We start from the raw sequence: 15963 nt of genomic DNA, 5'->3' as shown, positions 1-15963 counted from the left end.
GCACATGCCCGACCTTTCGAAGTTCCAGTCCAGGGGCGTGGAGACCTGCTTCCACGACCGACACATCGGCGCCCAGATCTACGCTGGCCTCAATGGCAGCAACTGGCGCTTGAAAGACTACGAGGCGCGTGGTGGCTATCAGGCGCTGCGAAAGATCCTCGCAGCCGAGGGGGGCATGACGCCAGACCAAGTCGTGGCCGAGGTCAAGGGCTCCGGGCTCCGCGGCCGTGGCGGTGCCGGCTTCCCGACCGGCCTGAAGTGGAGCTTCATGCCGCGTGCGCTGCCGGTGCAGAAGTACCTGGTGTGCAACTCGGACGAAGGCGAACCTGGCACCTGCAAGGATCGCGACATCCTTGCCTACAACCCGCACATCGTCATCGAAGGCATGATCATCGCGGCCTACGCGATGGGCATCTCCGTGGGCTACAACTACATCCACGGCGAGATCTTCGAGGTCTACGAACGCTTCGAGGAAGCCCTCGAGGAGGCGCGTGCCGCGGGCTACCTGGGCAATCAGATCCTGGGCAGCAACCACAGTTTCCAGCTGCATGCCTTTCACGGATTCGGCGCGTACATCTGCGGCGAAGAAACGGCGTTGCTCGAATCCCTCGAAGGCAAGAAGGGACAGCCGCGCTTCAAGCCGCCGTTCCCTGCCAGCTTCGGCCTGTACGGCAAGCCCACAACGATCAACAACACCGAAACCTTCGCGGCGGTGCCCTGGATCATCCGCAATGGCGGTCAGGCCTACCTCGAATGCGGCAAGCCCAACAACGGCGGCACCAAGATCTTCTCGATGGTCGGTGATGTGGCACGTCCGGGCAACTACGAGATCCCGATGGGCACCTCGTTCGCCAAATTGCTCGAGCTTGCCGGTGGCGTCAATGGCGGCCGCAAGCTCAAGGCGGTGATCCCAGGTGGATCGTCTTCGCCTGTGTTGCCGGCGTCGATCATGATGGACTGCACGATGGACTATGACTCCATCAGCAAGGCCGGATCGATGCTGGGCTCTGGCGCGGTCATCGTGATGGACGAGACGCGCTGCATGGTCAAGAGCCTGTTGCGCCTGTCGTACTTCTACAGCCACGAATCCTGCGGCCAGTGCACGCCGTGCCGAGAAGGCACAGGGTGGCTCTGGCGGCTGGTCAACCGCCTCGAGCACGGCGAAGGCCGCCCCGACGATTTGGCCCTGCTCGACAACGTGGCCGAGAACATCATGGGCCGAACCATCTGCGCACTGGGCGACGCCGCGGCCATGCCGGTGCGGGGCATGCTCAAGCACTTCCGCGACGAGTTCGTTTACCACGTCGACCACAAAACCTGCATGGTTCCCGCGTATGTCTAAGCGCCCCCAAGCTCGGCATACCTCGCTGCCCCTTCGGGCGGCTGGCCATTCACGGCAAGCGAAGCGCTGCCTTCGCCTGCGTCTTGGCGGCCCGGCACTTTGCCGGGCGTGCTGGTGAGCAACATGATCGAAATCGAACTCGACGGCAAGAAGGTCTCGGTGGCTGAGGGCAGCATGGTCATGCATGCAGCCGATGCTGCTGGCGTCACCATCCCGCACTTCTGCTATCACCGCAAGCTCAGCATCGCGGCCAACTGCCGCATGTGCCTGGTCGACATCGAAAAGTCCCCGAAGCCGATGCCGGCCTGCGCCACACCGGTGACGCAGGGCATGATCGTGCGGACGAAGAGCGACAAGGCGGTCAAGGCGCAGAAGTCGGTGATGGAGTTCCTCCTCATCAACCATCCGCTGGACTGCCCCATCTGCGACCAGGGCGGCGAATGCCAGTTGCAGGACCTGGCCGTCGGCTACGGTGGCTCGACCTCGCGCTATGCGGAAGAGAAGCGCGTGGTCTTCCACAAGAACGTCGGCCCGCTGATCTCGATGCAAGAGATGAGCCGGTGCATCCACTGCACCCGCTGCGTGCGTTTCGGTCAAGAGATTGCCGGGATCATGGAACTCGGCATGCAACACCGGGGTGAGCACAGCGAGATCACCACCTTCATCGGACGCAGCATCGATTCCGAACTGTCCGGCAACATGATCGATGTGTGCCCGGTCGGAGCGCTCACCAGCAAGCCGTTCCGCTATTCGGCCCGCACCTGGGAACTGTCTCGCCGCAAGAGCGTCAGCCCGCACGACTCCACGGGCGCCAACCTGATCGTTCAGGTCAAGGGCAACAAGGTCCTTCGAGTGGTTCCGCTCGAGAACGACGACGTCAACGAGTGCTGGATCTCTGACCGCGACCGTTTCAGCTACGAGGCGCTCAACAGCGATGCCCGTCTGACGCAGCCGATGATCAAACAGGGCGGCCAGTGGCAGACCGTGGACTGGAACACCGCTCTCGGTTACGTGGCCGACGGCCTGAAGCGCATCAAGGGTGAGCATGGCGTGGCCGGCATCGGCGCCGTGGCAGCCGGCCATCGCAGCGTCGAAGAACTGCACCTGCTGGCCAAGCTGGTCCGCGGACTCGGCAGCGAGAGCGTCGATGTCCGTGCACGGCACGCCGACTTCGCCAACGCCGCACCGGCGGGGCAGGCCCGTTGGCTGGGCCGGTCCATTGCGTCGCTCACGTCGCTGAACTCGGCCTTGGTGGTCGGTTCGTTCCTGCGCAAGGACCATCCGCTCTTTGCGCTGCGCATCCGCCAGGCGGTCCGCAAGGGTGCGCAAGTGTTCAGCTTGAACGCGGTGCACGATGACTGGGCGATGACGCTGGCCGGCCGGATCACGTCTGTGCCGAGTGGCTGGGCACAAGCTCTTGCCGACGTGGCTGGGTACGTGGCCAGTGCCAAGGGCGTCGCTGCACCGGCCAATGCGCTGGTCAACGAGGCCGCCAAGGCAGTCGCCGACGCCTTGCTGTCGGGCGAGCGCAAGGCCATCCTGCTGGGCAATGCAGCGGCCCAGCATCCGCAGGCCAGCGGCCTGCTGGCGCTGGCGCAATGGATCGGTGACCACACCGGCGCGAGCGTCGGATACCTCACCGAAGCCGCCAACAGCGTGGGCGCACAACTCGTCCATGCGCTGCCTGGCGCCGGCGGGATGAATGCAGGTCAGATGCTCGGCCAACCGATGAAGGCCTTGCTGCTGCTCGATGTCGAGCCGGTGCGCGACGCCGCCGACGCCGCCGCGGCCAAGACGGCGCTGGCTGGATCAGGCCTCATCGTGGCGCTGACCTCTTTCAAGGATGCCGCCGTCGACAACGCCGACGTGCTGCTGCCCATCGCCCCGTTCACCGAAAGCGCTGGCACGCTGGTCAACGCCGAAGGCCGCGTGCAGAGTTACGTCGGTGTGGTGCGGCCGCTGGGCGATGCCCGGCCGGCCTGGAAGGTGCTGCGTGTGCTGGGCAACCTGCTGGGCCTGCCAGGATTCGAGCAGGAGAGCGTCGACGAGGTTCGCGCAGAGGCCCTGGGCGATCTGTCCCAGTTGCCGGAGCGCCTGAACAACCGCAGCAGCGTGCCGATCGCTCTGGGTGAGGCAGTGCGCGGCCTGGAGCGCGTGTCTGACGTGCCGATCTATGCCACCGATTCGGTGGTCCGTCGCGCCACCTCGCTGCAATTGACCTCGGATGCCCGAGCGCCGCAGGTCGGCTTGTCCACTGCGCTGTGGCAGCAACTCGGACTGAAGGTGGGCGACTCGGTGAGGCTCACACAGGATGCCGCGTCGGCAGTGCTGCCTGCACGCGAGGACGCCACGTTGGCCGCGCAGGCGGTGCGGGTTGCTGCCGGTTGCGCGGAAACTGTCGGCCTCGGGGCGATGTTTGGCCCCATTGCGGTCGAGAAAGCCTGACCATGATCGACCAATTCAACCAATTCGGCGGCGAACTGCTCGGCGGCACCCTCTGGGCGGTGGTCTGGAGTCTCATCAAGATCATCGCGTTGGTGGCGCCCCTGATGTTGTGCGTTGCCTACCTCACCCTCTGGGAACGCAAGGGCATCGGCTTCACGCAGGTGCGTCCCGGCCCGAACCGCGTCGGTCCGTACGGCCTGCTGACGCCCATCGCCGATGCGGTCAAGCTGATCTTCAAGGAGATCATCCGACCGACTGCGGCCAGCAAGGGCCTGTTCTTCCTCGGCCCGATCATGACCATCATGCCGGCGCTCGCCGCCTGGGCCGTCGTGCCGATCGGCCCTGATCTGGTGGTCGCCGACGTGAACGCCGGCCTGCTGTTCCTGATGGCGATCACCTCGCTCGAGGTCTACGGCGTGATCATTGCCGGCTGGGCCTCGAACTCCAAGTACGCGTTCCTGGGTGCGCTGCGGGCCTCGGCCCAGATGGTCAGCTACGAGATCGCCATGGGCTTCGCCCTGGTCGTGGTGCTGATGGTGTCGGGCTCGATGAACATGGGCGAGATCGTCAACGCCCAGGGCCGCGGCACGATGGCCGACATGGGCCTGAACTTCCTCTCCTGGAACTGGCTGCCGCTGTTCCCGATCTTCATCGTCTACTTCATCTCGAGCCTGGCTGAGACCAACCGCCATCCGTTCGACGTGGTCGAGGGCGAGTCCGAGATCGTTGCCGGACACATGATCGAGTACTCGGGCATGTCGTTCGCGATGTTCTTCCTCGCCGAGTACGCGAACATGATTCTGGTCTCCACGCTGTGCGTGATCATGTTCCTGGGCGGCTGGTTGCCCCCGATCGACAGCGCCGTCTTCAATTGGGTGCCGGGATGGATCTGGCTGGCCATCAAGACCTTCGTGGTCGTCACCATGTTCCTGTGGGTGCGCGCCACGTTCCCCCGCTACCGCTACGACCAGATCATGCGCCTGGGCTGGAAGATCTTCATCCCGATCACGCTGATCTGGCTGGTCGTGGTCGGCCTTTGGATGCAGACCTCCCTGAACATCTGGAAGTGACATGGCAGCCACCGCATCACTCAAGGACTTCGTCTCCAGCTTCATGCTGCTGGAGTTGCTCAAGGGCATGAAGCTCACGGGCCGTCACTTCTTTCAGAAGAAGATCACGGTCCAGTTCCCCGAAGAGAGAACACCGCTCAGCCCGCGCTTCCGCGGCCTGCACGCGTTGCGCCGCTACGAGAACGGCGAGGAGCGCTGCATCGCCTGCAAGCTCTGCGAGGCGGTGTGCCCGGCCATGGCGATCACCATCGAGAGCGATGTGCGCGACGACGGCTCGCGCCGCACCACGCGCTACGACATCGACCTCACCAAGTGCATCTTCTGCGGCTTCTGCGAGGAGAGCTGCCCGGTCGATTCGATCGTCGAGACGCACATCTTCGAGTACCACGGCGAGAAACGCGGCGACCTGTACTTCACCAAGGACATGTTGCTGGCCGTCGGCGACCGCTACGAAACCGAGATCGCCGCCAACAAGGAGGCCGACGCGAAGTACCGCTGACGCCCCGACACGCCTGTACCCGGCCACACAGTGTCGGGACATCGGCCAGGAGGAGCGCGGCTCGCCCCGCGGCAATACCCATGAACATCACCGGCGTACTTTTCTACTTCTTCGCGGCAGTGCTGCTGGTCGCTTCGTTCCGTGTCATCACGGCGAAGAGCACCGTGCACGCAGCCCTCTACTTGGTGCTGGCCTTCGCCAATGCCGCAGTCATCTGGATGATGCTCAAGGCAGAGTTCCTGGCCATCGCACTGGTGCTCGTCTACGTGGGTGCCGTGATGGTGCTCTTCCTGTTCGTCGTGATGATGCTCGATCTGAAAGGCGACGAATTCCGTGAGGGCTTCTGGCAGCATTTGCCGCTGGCAGGCTTCATCGGGGCATTGATCGCGCTCGAGATGGCGCTGGTGCTGATGGGCGGCTTCCGCCTCGTCGAGGCGCCGGTGCCCGACCCCGCCCTGGTCAAGATGGGCAACACCAAGCTGCTGGGCATCGAGGTCTATACCAAGTACCTCTATCCGCTGCAGATCGCAGCCGTGCTGCTGCTGGTGGCCATCATCGCCGCCATTGCGCTGACGCTGCGCAAGCGCAAGGACAGCCGCACGCAGGATCCATCGCAGCAGGTGCTGGCCAAGAAGGCCGACCGCCTGCGCATCGTGAAGATGGAGCCGGTGATCGAGGTGCCGGCGTCTGTGCCGACCCAAGCCGCTCCGGTCGTGCCGGGCACTTCGGGAGACAAGAAATGAGCATTGGCCCCATCACGCTCGGCCACTATCTGTCGCTCGGTGGCGTGCTGTTCGCCCTCTCGGTGATCGGCATCTACCTCAACCGCCGCAATCTGATCGTGCTGCTGATGGCGATCGAACTGATGCTGCTCGCGGTGAACCTCAACTTCGTTGCCTTCTCGCATTTCCTGGGCGACATGGCGGGGCAGGTGTTCGTGTTCTTCATCCTCACGGTGGCGGCCGCCGAATCGGCGATCGGGCTGGCCATCCTGGTGGTGTTGTTCCGCAACCGCGCAACCATCAACGTCGAAGAACTCGACGCACTCAAAGGCTGACGGAGCGGCGTCGAACATGTCTGCACAACTCTCCCAGAACCTTCTGCTCGCGGTGCCGCTGGCGCCGCTGGTTGGCGCGGTGGTGGCCGGATTCTTCGGCAAGGCCATCGGCCGCAGCGGCGCGCACATCGTCACCTGCCTCGGCGTGCTGATCTCCTTCGTGTTGTCCGCGATGGTGCTCAACGACGTGCTGGGCGGCGCCCGCTTCAATGCCACCATCTACGAATGGATGGTGCTCGGCGACTTGAAGATGGAGGTCGGCTTCCTGGTCGACGGGCTCACCGCGATGATGATGTGCGTGGTGACCTTCGTGTCGCTGATGGTGCACGTCTACACCATCGGCTACATGGCCGAGGACCCGGGCTACCAGCGCTTCTTCTCGTACATCTCGCTGTTCACCTTCTCGATGCTCATGCTGGTGATGAGCAACAACTTCCTGCAACTGTTCTTCGGCTGGGAAGCGGTGGGCCTGGTGTCGTACTTGCTGATCGGCTTCTGGTACAAGAAGCCGACGGCGATCTTCGCCAACATGAAGGCCTTCCTGGTCAACCGGGTCGGCGACTTCGGCTTCATCCTCGGCATCGGCCTGATCGTCACCTACGCCGGCACGCTGAGCTACAACGAAGCCTTCGCCAAGGGCCCCGAGCTGGCCAAGCTTGTCTTCCCGGGCACCGATTGGATGTTGATCACGGTGACCTGCATCTGCCTGTTCATCGGTGCCATGGGCAAGAGCGCGCAGTTCCCCCTGCACGTGTGGCTGCCCGATTCAATGGAAGGTCCGACCCCCATCTCCGCGCTGATCCATGCCGCGACGATGGTCACCGCCGGCATCTTCATGGTCGCGCGCATGTCGCCGCTGTTCGAGTTGTCGGACACGGCACTCAACTTCGTGCTCGTCATCGGCGCAATCACGGCGTTGTTCATGGGCTTCCTGGGCATCATCCAGAACGACATCAAGCGGGTGGTCGCCTATTCCACGTTGTCCCAACTGGGCTACATGACGGTGGCGCTCGGCGTCTCGGCCTATTCGGTGGCCGTGTTCCACCTGATGACCCATGCGTTCTTCAAGGCACTGCTGTTCCTCGGTGCCGGCTCGGTCATCATGGGCATGCACCATGACCAGGACATCCGCAACATGGGTGGGCTGCGCAAGTACATGCCCATCACCTGGCTCACCTCTCTGCTGGGTTCGCTGGCACTGATCGGCACGCCGTTTTTCTCGGGCTTCTATTCCAAGGATTCCATCATCGAGGCCGTGCACGCCAGCCAATTGCCGGCAGCCCACTGGGCCTACTTCGCGGTGGTGGCCGGCGTGTTCGTCACGGCGTTCTATTCGTTCCGGATGTATTTCCTGGTGTTCCACGGCAAGGAGCATTTCCACCACAAGCCCTTCCCGCCGGAAGACGACCATGGCCACGACGACCACCACGGCCACGATCACACCCCGCACGAGAGCCCCTGGGTGGTGACCGTGCCGCTGGTCCTGCTGGCGATCCCGTCGGTCGTCATCGGCTACTTCACCATCGGTCCGATGCTGCACGGTGATTTCTTCAAGGATTCGATCGTCGTGAACGCGGCGGCGCATCCGGCGATGAAGGTGATGTCCGAAGGATTCCACGGCGCGATGGCCATGGCCACGCACGCCCTGACGACCTTGCCGTTCGTGCTCGCACTGGCCGGTGTCGTCGTCGCCTATGTGTTCTACATGGTGGCACCGTCGATTCCGGCGGCCATTGCCAAGGCCCTGTCCCCGGTGATCAAGGTGCTCGAGAACAAGTACTACCTCGACTGGTTCAACGAGAACGTGCTGGCCGCGGCGGCTCGTGGACTCGGCACCGGCCTGTGGAAGGGCGGCGACCAGGGTCTGATCGACGGCGTCCTCATCAACGGATCGGCGCGGGCAGTGGGCGGCATCGCCGGTCTCACGCGACTGCTCCAGTCCGGCTACATCTACTGGTATGCGCTCGTCATGCTGCTGGGCCTGTTCGGCCTGCTCACCTGGCAGCTGTGGCCCGATCTCGCCGGCCTGATGGGCCGCTGACAGAACAGGGCGCGGAGAACAACAATGGGTCTTCTGAGTGTTTCCATTTGGCTGCCGATTGCATTCGGCATCCTGCTGCTCGCGCTGGGCCGCGACGACAACCCGCAGATGGCTCGGGTCGTTGCGCTGGTCGGTGCGATCCTGAGCTTTGCGGTCACCATCCCGCTGGTCACCGGGTTCGATGTGGCCACCGCCGCCTGGCAGTTCGAGGAGAACATGCCCTGGATCGAGCGCTTCGCGGTGCGCTACCACCTGGGTGTCGACGGCATCTCGGTGTGGTTCGTGCTGCTCACGGCCTTCATCACCATCATCGTCGTGGCGGCAGGCTGGGAAGTGATCACCGAGCGGGTGCACCAGTACATGGGTGCGTTCCTGATCCTGTCGGGCCTGATGGTCGGGGTGTTCTCGGCGGCCGACGGCCTGCTGTTCTATGTGTTCTTCGAAGCCACGCTGATCCCGATGTACATCATCATCGGCGTGTGGGGGGGGCCGCGGCGCGTCTACGCGGCGTTCAAGTTCTTCCTCTACACGCTGGCCGGTTCGCTGCTGATGCTGGTGGCGCTGGTGTACCTGTACTTCAAGTCGGGCGGCAGCTTCGACATCGCCACCTGGCACAGGTTGCCGTTGCCGATGAACGCGCAGACGCTGCTGTTCTTCGCCTTCTTCGCTGCCTTCTCGGTGAAGGTGCCGATGTGGCCGGTGCACACGTGGTTGCCCGATGCCCACGTCGAGGCGCCCACCGGCGGCTCGGTGGTGCTGGCGGCCATCATGCTGAAGCTTGGCGCCTACGGCTTCCTGCGCTTTTCGATGCCGATCGCCCCGGACGCCTCGCGCGAGTACGCCTGGTTCATCATCGCGCTCAGCCTGATCGCCGTGGTCTACATCGGTCTTGTGGCGCTGGTGCAGCAGGACATGAAGAAGCTGGTGGCCTATTCGTCGATTGCCCACATGGGTTTCGTCACGCTCGGCTTCTTCATCTTCAGCGAGCTCGGCGTGTCGGGCGGGCTGGTGCAGATGATCTCGCACGGCTTCGTGTCGGGTGCGATGTTCCTGGCCATCGGCGTGCTCTACGACCGCGTGCATTCTCGCGAGATCTCGTCGTACGGCGGCGTCGTCAACACGATGCCCAAGTTCGCGGCCTTCGCGCTGTTCTTCACCATGGCCAACTGCGGCCTGCCGGGCACCGGCGGCTTCGTGGGCGAATGGATGGTGATCCTGGGCGCCGTCAAGACCAACTTCTGGATCGCGGCCATCGCCGCCACGGCGCTGATCTTCGGCGCAGCCTATTCGCTGTGGATGTACAAGCGCGTCTATTTCGGCGAGATCGCCAACGATCACGTGCGCAAGCTCACCGACATCAATGGCCGCGAGTTCGCCATCATGTCGGTGCTGGCCATCGCCACCCTGTGGATGGGCGTGTACCCGAAGCCGTTCACCGACGTGATGCACACCTCGGTCGAAGCCCTGCTCAAGCACACCGCGGCCTCCAAGCTGAAGTGACGCCACGGAGAACCACAAGATGGATGCAATGAACTGGCTGGTCGTCTACCCCGAGGCGCTGTTGCTGGTGGCGGCCTGTGCCGTCGCTCTGATCGACTTGTTCGTCACCGACGAGCAGCGCCGTCCCACCTTCTGGCTGACGCAGATCAGCTTCGCGGCCGTGGCTGCGCTGCACCTCGTCTACCTCGATGGTGGCTTCACGATGTACGGCATGCAGCGCATGGTGGTCACCGATCCCATGGGCCACCTGCTGGCGTTCTTCGCCACCGTGGCCACCATGATCTCGCTGGCCTATGCCCAGCCCTACATCGGTTCGCGCGAACTGCAGAAGGGTGAGTTCTACTCGCTGTCGATGTTCGTGCTGCTGGGCATCTCGGTGATGATCTCGGCGAACAACTTCCTGGTCATCTACCTCGGCCTCGAACTGATGAGCCTGTCGCTGTATGCGCTGGTGGCCATGCGCCGCGACCATGGCGTGTCCACCGAGGCGGCAATGAAGTACTTCGTGCTCGGCGCACTGGCCAGCGGCTTCCTGCTCTACGGCCTGTCGATGATGTACGGCGCCACGCGTTCGCTCGACCTCAACGAAGTGTTCAACGCCATCGGCACCGGTCGCATCAATGCCACCGTGCTGACCTTCGGTATCGTGTTCGTCGTGGCCGGTCTGGCCTTCAAGCTCGGTGTGGTGCCCTTTCACATGTGGGTGCCCGACGTGTACCAGGGCGCGCCGACGGCCGTCACGCTGCTGATCGGCGGCGCCCCCAAGCTCGCGGCCTTCGCGATCACCATCCGACTGCTGGTGGAGGGCATGCTTGGGCTGGCGGTCGATTGGCAGCAGATGCTGATGGTGCTGGCCGTGAGTTCACTGGTCATCGGCAACCTGGCCGCCATCGCGCAAACCAATCTCAAGCGCATGCTGGCGTACTCGACCATCTCGCAGATGGGCTTCATGCTGCTGGGCCTGACGGCCGGCGTCGTTGGCGGCAACACGCTGTCGGCCGGTAACGCCTACAGCTCGGCGATGTTCTACGTGGTGTCCTACGTGCTCACCACGCTGGGCACGTTCGGATTGGTCATGTTCCTGTCGCGCTCCGGTTTCGAAAGCGAAGAGATCAAGGACCTCGCGGGTCTGGCGCGCCGCGCGCCGTGGCTGGCGGGCGTGATGTCGGTGTTCATGTTCTCGCTGGCGGGCGTGCCGCCGATGGTCGGCTTCTATGCCAAGCTCGCCATCCTGCAGGCCCTGGTCACCACCAACGTGACGGGCTACATCGTCCTGGCCGTGGTGGCGGTGATGCTCTCGCTGGTGGGCGCCTTCTACTACCTGCGCGTCGTCAAGGTCATGTACTTCGACGAGCCCACCGATGCGTCTCGCCCCGTGCAGGCCGGCGGTGTGAGCGCGCTGCTGGCGCTCAACGGCGCCGCCGTGCTGGGCTTCGGCCTGTTGCCGGGCGGCCTGATGGCACTTTGCCGCGACGCCATCGTCAAGGCGCTGGCCACCTGACCACGGCATGAGTGGTGCCGCGTCCGTCTGGCTGCTGCTGGCCGTCGGCGTCGTCGCCGCCAACCTGCCGTTTTTCACCGAGCGGCTGCTGCTGGTCGGCCCGCGGCGGCCCGACAAGGGCATCGGCTGGCGCCTGATCGAGTTGCTCCTGCTCGCCGCCTTGACCATCGGCCTGGGCATGCTGGTCGAGGCGCGCGGCGGGCAGCGGCATCCGCAGGCTTGGCCGTTCTACGCGGCCGCCGGGTGCCTTTTCATCACGTTCGCATTCCCCGGCTTCGTCTGGCGCCACCTGCGCCGTCAGCCTGTGCCGCGCCATGGCTGACGACGCGCTCGTCGAGCGACACGTCAGTGGCGAGCAGGTCTTCCTGGGGAGGTTGCTGGATGTGCGGCGCGACACGGTGGCGCTGCCCGACGACGGCCGAGCCACGCGCGAATACATCGTGCACCCCGGCGCCGTGATGGTGGTGCCGATCCTCGACGACGGCCGCCTGGTGATGGAGCGACAGTTCCGCTATCCCGTCGGCACGGTGCTGCTCGAGTTCCCGGCCGGCAAGCTGGACCCAGGCGAGACCGTGCAGACCTGCGCCCAGCGCGAGCTGGCCGAGGAAACCGGCTACCGCGCCGCCGAATGGGCGCGCGCCGGTGTCCTGCACAACGCGCCGGCCTATGCCAGCGAGGTGATCGAGATCTGGTTCGCGCGCGGCTTGACGGCCGGCGAGCGTTCGCTGGATGCCGGCGAGTTCCTCGACGTGCTGACGATGGACGCCGCCGCGCTGGACGATGCCGCCGGCCGCGGCGAGGTCACCGACGCCAAGACCCTGGTCGGCCTGCTATGGCTGCAGCGCTGGCAGGCCGGGCAGTGGCCGCTGGCCTGGACCTCGCCGGTCTGACCCCGACGCCCCGCGGGGCCGCGGCAACCGGTGCGGTCACCATACGTCCCCGGGATGGCCCATCGAGGCGCTGCTGGCCCGGGCACCCCATAATGGGCTCCGCATGAAGGTACTCGACCTGCGCTGTGCCCACGGCCATCTGTTCGAAGGCTGGTTCGCCTCGGAAGATGATTTCCTGGCGCAGAACGGGCGCGGCCTCATCGATTGCCCCCTCTGTGCGGACAAGGTCATCACCCGCATGCCCAGTGCCCCACGGCTCAACCTGGGCGCCGTGCGCCCCGAGCAGACGCCCACGCCGGCGGCCAAGCCTGCTGAACCCGATTTGCAGACGATGTGGCTGCAGGCCGTCCAGCACGTGATCGCCAACACCGAGGACGTGGGCCGCCGCTTCGCCGAAGAGGCGCGGCGCATCCACTACGGCGAGGTCGAGGCCCGCGGCATCCGTGGCCAGGCCACGCCCGAGGAGCGCAGCGCGCTGGCCGAGGAGGGCATCGAGGCGGTGCCGCTGCCGATGCCCGCAGCGCTCAAGGGCCCGGCACACTGACCACGCGGCCCGGGTTCAGGGTGCCCTGCGGGTCGAGCGCGCGCTTGATGGCGCGCATCATGCCCAGCGCCACCGGTGACTTTCGCTGCATCATCTCGTCGAGCTTGAGCGATCCCACGCCGTGCTCGGCCGAGAACGAACCGCCACAGGCCTGCACCGCGTCGTAGACGATGGTGTTGATGGCGTGCTCGTTCAGGGCCAGGAACTGCGCCCCGTCGCCGCCGGCCGGGCATTGCACGTTGTAGTGCAGGTTGCCGTCGCCGAGGTGGCCGAAGTTGACCAGCCTCGCGCCCGGGAAGGCCCGCTGCAGCGCGGCGTCGGTGCGGTCGACGAAGTTGGGGATGGCCGACACCGGCAGCGAGATGTCGTGCTTGACGTTGAGGCCTTCCTCGCTCTGCGCCAGCGGGATCGATTCGCGCAGGTGCCACATCGCGGCCGATTGCGCCAGGCTGCCGGCCACGGCCGCATCGTCGATCAACCCGCCTTCCAGCGCGGCCTCCAGCAGCGATTCGAAGCGCGTGCGGGCCGCTTCTTCAGTGCCGGTGTCGTCGAAGGCCAGCAGCACCGTCCAGGGCGCCGGGGGCAGGGGATGCGGCAATTGCGGGAAGTGCTGCCGCACCAGCCCCAGCGAAAAGGTGTTCATGGCCTCGAAGCCGGTGAGCCCGGCGCCCAGGCGGGCCTGCGCCAGCCCCAGCAGCGACAGGCATTGCGCCAGCGTGCCGCAGGCGGCCATTGCGGTGAGTTCGGCGGCCGGCCGCGGGTACAGCTTCAGCGTGGCGGCGGTGATGATGCCCAACGTGCCCTCGCTGCCGACGAACAGGTCGCGCAGGTCGTAGCCGGTGTTGTCCTTGCGCAGGCCCGACAGGCCGTCCCAGACCTCGCCCTGCGGCGTGACGACCTCCAGCCCCAGGCACAGCTCGCGCGCATTGCCGTAGCGCAGCACCTGCGTGCCGCCCGCATTGGTGGCCAGGTTGCCACCGATGGTGCAGCTGCCCTCGGCGGCCAGGCTCAGCGGGAACAGCAGGCCGGCCTCGGCGGCCGCCTCCTGCACGGCCTGCAGCACGCAGCCGGCCTCCACCGTCATGGCCAGGTTGGCGCGGTCGATGGCGCGCACGGTTCGCATCCGCGCCAGGCTCAGCAGCACCTGGGTGCCGCTCATGTCGGGCACGCCGCCGCCCACCAGGCCGGTGTTGCCGCCCTGCGGCACGATGGTGGTGCCGTGCGCGGCGCACAGCTTCACCACCTGGGCCACCTCGCCCGTGTTGCCGGGGCGCACCACGGCCAGGGCCTTGCCGTGCCAGCGCTTGCGCCAGTCGCGCTCCCAGGCCGACAGGTCGCCCTGGTGCAGCACCTGCGCCTCGCCCACCACCTGGCGCAAGGCCTGCAGCAGCGTCGTGGTCATGTGGCCTCCCGGGGCCTGGACAGGCGCCAGCGCACGTGGAAGGCGCAGGCGGCAAACAGCACCACGCATAGCAGCACCTCGATCGAGCCCAGCAGCACCACGATGCCAGGCTCGGTGGTGGCGCGCACCACGCCCTCGATGAAGTACAGCCACACGAACAGGCTCACCCAGCGGTAGGTGTACATGCGGTGCTTGAGCAGGCCCGACAGGGGCAGCACCAGCGGCAGCACCTTCCAGGCCAGCGTGCCGCGGCCCGTGGGTGCCAGCCACAGTTCCCACGCCAGGCCCAGCACGATCAGGCCCAGCAGCGAGCCCACCGCCACCGCACGGGTGGCCTGCAGGGCCCGGTCGGGCGGGGTGGTCTCGTTCACGGCTGGCATGATAGTCGGATGTCCTCGACGCAACTCGTTCGCGCCGGCGTGCAGCGGCACGTGGCCAGCCTCGCGCACGTGCTGCGCACCTGGCCCTGGTTCGACACCTTGCGCACGCTGCGCTTGCGCTTCCGCGAAGACCACCTGGGCCTCACCGCCAGCAGCCTGACCTTCACCACGCTGATCAGCCTGGTGCCGCTGATGACGGTGATGCTGGCGCTGTTCACCGCATTTCCGATGTTCGCCAAGTTCCAGGCCTCGCTGCAGCAGTACCTGGTGCAGAGCCTGGTGCCCGACAACATCGCGCGGCCGGTGCTGCAGGCCCTGACGACCTTTGCCGGCAAGGCCAGCCGGGTGGGTGGCGTCGGCGTGGTGGTGCTGGTGTTCACCGCGTTGGCGCTGGTGTTCACGATCGACCGCACCCTCAATGCCATCTGGCGCGTGCCCAAGCCGCGCCCGCTGGCGCACCGCGTGCTTGTCTACTGGGCGGCGATGACCCTGGGGCCGCTGTTGCTCGGCATCAGCCTGACGATCACCTCGTATGCGCTGTCGGCGTCCAAGGGTTTCGTCAACGCGCTGCCGGGCGGCCTGACGCTGCTGCTCGGCGTGCTCGAGTTCGTGATGCTGGCCGGCGGCATGGCCGCGCTGTTCCGCTACGTGCCCAACACCCATGTCAGGTGGAAGCATGCCTGGGCCGGCGGCGTGTTCGTGTCGCTGGGCTTCGAGATCGCCAAGCGCGTGCTGGGCTGGTACGTGGCCAGCGTGCAGACCTACTCGGTGGTCTACGGCGCCTTTGCCACGCTGCCGATCTTCCTGCTCTGGATCTACCTCGGCTGGGTCATCGTGCTGCTGGGCGCCGTGATCGCCGCCTATGCGCCCAGCCTGGCCTTGCGCGTGGTGCGCATGCCCGACCGCCCAGGCCAGCGATTCGCGCTGGCCGTGGCTGTTCTGCGGACGCTGGCCGCCACGCGTGGGCGCCCGCCGCACGGGCTGGGCCTGGAAGCCATTGCCGGCGCCTTGCGCATCGACCCGCTGCAGGTGCAGCCGGTGCTGGAAGACCTGCACGGCCTCGACTGGTGCAGCCGGCTCGACGACGACGGCGACCCGCGCCACATCCTGCTGATCGAGCCGACCACCACGCCAGCGGCCCCGCTGGTCGACCGTCTGTTGCTCGAGGACCGCGCGGCCACGCACGCCTTCCGTGATCGCGCCGGCCTGGCCCGCCTGACCGTGGCCGACCTGATCGGCTGACGCCAACCCGCGCTGACCGCCGCCCGCCGGGCCTGGTTCGCGGGGTGGCG

General features: G+C 65.9%; 15 protein-coding genes. 13 read left to right on the top strand and 2 right to left on the bottom strand.

What is annotated here, in order from left to right:
• Positions 1–4 precede the first annotated feature (4 nt).
• From nuoF to EOINJALH_RS28575, 12 genes are all read left to right on the top strand, one after another.
• On the top strand, positions 5–1342 hold the full coding sequence (gene nuoF / locus EOINJALH_RS28630; RefSeq protein WP_404872804.1) for an NADH-quinone oxidoreductase subunit NuoF: 1338 nt from the start codon (positions 5–7) through the stop codon (positions 1340–1342).
• Positions 1343–1465: 123 nt separating this feature from the next.
• On the top strand, positions 1466–3787 hold the full coding sequence (gene nuoG, locus EOINJALH_RS28625; RefSeq protein WP_088286747.1) for an NADH-quinone oxidoreductase subunit NuoG: 2322 nt from the start codon (positions 1466–1468) through the stop codon (positions 3785–3787).
• Positions 3788–3789: 2 nt separating this feature from the next.
• Complete coding sequence (gene nuoH / locus EOINJALH_RS28620; RefSeq protein ID WP_088286683.1) at positions 3790–4857, top strand: NADH-quinone oxidoreductase subunit NuoH; 1068 nt, start codon at positions 3790–3792, stop codon at positions 4855–4857.
• A 1-nt stretch (position 4858) separates the two neighbouring features.
• Positions 4859–5356 (top strand): NADH-quinone oxidoreductase subunit NuoI, encoded by a 498-nt coding sequence (gene nuoI / locus EOINJALH_RS28615; RefSeq protein WP_088286681.1) that lies wholly within the window; start codon positions 4859–4861, stop codon positions 5354–5356.
• An 80-nt stretch (positions 5357–5436) separates the two neighbouring features.
• On the top strand, positions 5437–6099 hold the full coding sequence (locus EOINJALH_RS28610) for an NADH-quinone oxidoreductase subunit J (protein WP_088286679.1): 663 nt from the start codon (positions 5437–5439) through the stop codon (positions 6097–6099).
• Entirely contained in the window at positions 6096–6413 is a 318-nt protein-coding gene (nuoK, locus tag EOINJALH_RS28605) for an NADH-quinone oxidoreductase subunit NuoK (protein ID WP_088286677.1), read from the top strand. Before EOINJALH_RS28610 ends, nuoK begins: the two co-directional genes overlap by 4 nt.
• A 16-nt stretch (positions 6414–6429) precedes the next feature.
• On the top strand, positions 6430–8454 hold the full coding sequence (gene nuoL, locus EOINJALH_RS28600) for an NADH-quinone oxidoreductase subunit L (protein WP_088286675.1): 2025 nt from the start codon (positions 6430–6432) through the stop codon (positions 8452–8454).
• A gap of 24 nt (positions 8455–8478) precedes the next feature.
• On the top strand, positions 8479–9954 hold the full coding sequence (locus EOINJALH_RS28595; RefSeq protein WP_088286672.1) for an NADH-quinone oxidoreductase subunit M: 1476 nt from the start codon (positions 8479–8481) through the stop codon (positions 9952–9954).
• Between the two features lie 19 nt (positions 9955–9973).
• Entirely contained in the window at positions 9974–11455 is a 1482-nt protein-coding gene (gene nuoN, locus EOINJALH_RS28590; RefSeq protein ID WP_088286670.1) for an NADH-quinone oxidoreductase subunit NuoN, read from the top strand.
• 7 nt (positions 11456–11462) lie between these two features.
• On the top strand, positions 11463–11777 hold the full coding sequence (locus EOINJALH_RS28585; RefSeq protein WP_088286668.1) for a DUF2818 family protein: 315 nt from the start codon (positions 11463–11465) through the stop codon (positions 11775–11777).
• Positions 11770–12345, top strand: coding sequence for an NUDIX domain-containing protein (locus tag EOINJALH_RS28580; protein ID WP_088286666.1), 576 nt, complete (start codon positions 11770–11772; stop codon positions 12343–12345). The genes EOINJALH_RS28585 and EOINJALH_RS28580 overlap by 8 nt, the downstream gene beginning before the upstream one ends.
• 103 nt (positions 12346–12448) lie before the next feature.
• Entirely contained in the window at positions 12449–12889 is a 441-nt protein-coding gene (locus EOINJALH_RS28575; RefSeq protein WP_088286664.1) for a DUF1178 family protein, read from the top strand.
• Here the strand turns inward: EOINJALH_RS28575 and EOINJALH_RS28570 are convergent.
• Together EOINJALH_RS28570 and EOINJALH_RS28565 are read right to left on the bottom strand one after the other, a co-directional pair.
• Positions 12870–14291, bottom strand: coding sequence for an FAD-binding oxidoreductase (locus EOINJALH_RS28570; RefSeq protein WP_088286662.1), 1422 nt, complete (start codon positions 14289–14291; stop codon positions 12870–12872). The genes EOINJALH_RS28575 and EOINJALH_RS28570 overlap by 20 nt on opposite strands.
• On the bottom strand, positions 14288–14671 hold the full coding sequence (locus EOINJALH_RS28565; protein ID WP_088286660.1) for a DUF2069 domain-containing protein: 384 nt from the start codon (positions 14669–14671) through the stop codon (positions 14288–14290). The genes EOINJALH_RS28570 and EOINJALH_RS28565 overlap by 4 nt, the downstream gene beginning before the upstream one ends.
• A 9-nt stretch (positions 14672–14680) precedes the next feature.
• Between EOINJALH_RS28565 and EOINJALH_RS28560 the strand changes: the two genes are divergently transcribed.
• Positions 14681–15913: a YihY family inner membrane protein gene (locus tag EOINJALH_RS28560; RefSeq protein ID WP_088286658.1), complete on the top strand. Its 1233-nt coding sequence runs from the start codon at positions 14681–14683 to the stop codon at positions 15911–15913.
• The last annotated feature ends 50 nt before the right edge of the window (positions 15914–15963 follow it).

The sequence above is a fragment of the Ideonella sp. A 288 genome (assembly GCF_002198735.1).
GTDB lineage: Bacteria > Pseudomonadota > Gammaproteobacteria > Burkholderiales > Burkholderiaceae_C > Pseudaquabacterium.
The sequence above is the reverse complement of the archived record's forward strand: the minus strand, read 5'-3'. Positions and strand labels throughout refer to the sequence as shown.

Bases quoted from the DNA above. Each gene is read 5' to 3' on its own strand.
- nuoF (WP_404872804.1), top strand. From the start codon at position 5: ATGCCCGACCTTTCGAAGTTCCAGTCCAGGGGCGTGGAGACCTGCTTC.
- nuoG (WP_088286747.1), top strand. From the start codon at position 1,466: ATGATCGAAATCGAACTCGACGGCAAGAAGGTCTCGGTGGCTGAGGGC.
- nuoH (WP_088286683.1), top strand. From the start codon at position 3,790: ATGATCGACCAATTCAACCAATTCGGCGGCGAACTGCTCGGCGGCACC.
- nuoI (WP_088286681.1), top strand. From the start codon at position 4,859: ATGGCAGCCACCGCATCACTCAAGGACTTCGTCTCCAGCTTCATGCTG.
- EOINJALH_RS28610 (WP_088286679.1), top strand. From the start codon at position 5,437: ATGAACATCACCGGCGTACTTTTCTACTTCTTCGCGGCAGTGCTGCTG.
- nuoK (WP_088286677.1), top strand. From the start codon at position 6,096: ATGAGCATTGGCCCCATCACGCTCGGCCACTATCTGTCGCTCGGTGGC.
- nuoL (WP_088286675.1), top strand. From the start codon at position 6,430: ATGTCTGCACAACTCTCCCAGAACCTTCTGCTCGCGGTGCCGCTGGCG.
- EOINJALH_RS28595 (WP_088286672.1), top strand. From the start codon at position 8,479: ATGGGTCTTCTGAGTGTTTCCATTTGGCTGCCGATTGCATTCGGCATC.
- nuoN (WP_088286670.1), top strand. From the start codon at position 9,974: ATGGATGCAATGAACTGGCTGGTCGTCTACCCCGAGGCGCTGTTGCTG.
- EOINJALH_RS28585 (WP_088286668.1), top strand. From the start codon at position 11,463: ATGAGTGGTGCCGCGTCCGTCTGGCTGCTGCTGGCCGTCGGCGTCGTC.
- EOINJALH_RS28580 (WP_088286666.1), top strand. From the start codon at position 11,770: ATGGCTGACGACGCGCTCGTCGAGCGACACGTCAGTGGCGAGCAGGTC.
- EOINJALH_RS28575 (WP_088286664.1), top strand. From the start codon at position 12,449: ATGAAGGTACTCGACCTGCGCTGTGCCCACGGCCATCTGTTCGAAGGC.
- EOINJALH_RS28570 (WP_088286662.1), bottom strand. From the start codon at position 14,291: ATGACCACGACGCTGCTGCAGGCCTTGCGCCAGGTGGTGGGCGAGGCG.
- EOINJALH_RS28565 (WP_088286660.1), bottom strand. From the start codon at position 14,671: ATGCCAGCCGTGAACGAGACCACCCCGCCCGACCGGGCCCTGCAGGCC.
- EOINJALH_RS28560 (WP_088286658.1), top strand. From the start codon at position 14,681: ATGTCCTCGACGCAACTCGTTCGCGCCGGCGTGCAGCGGCACGTGGCC.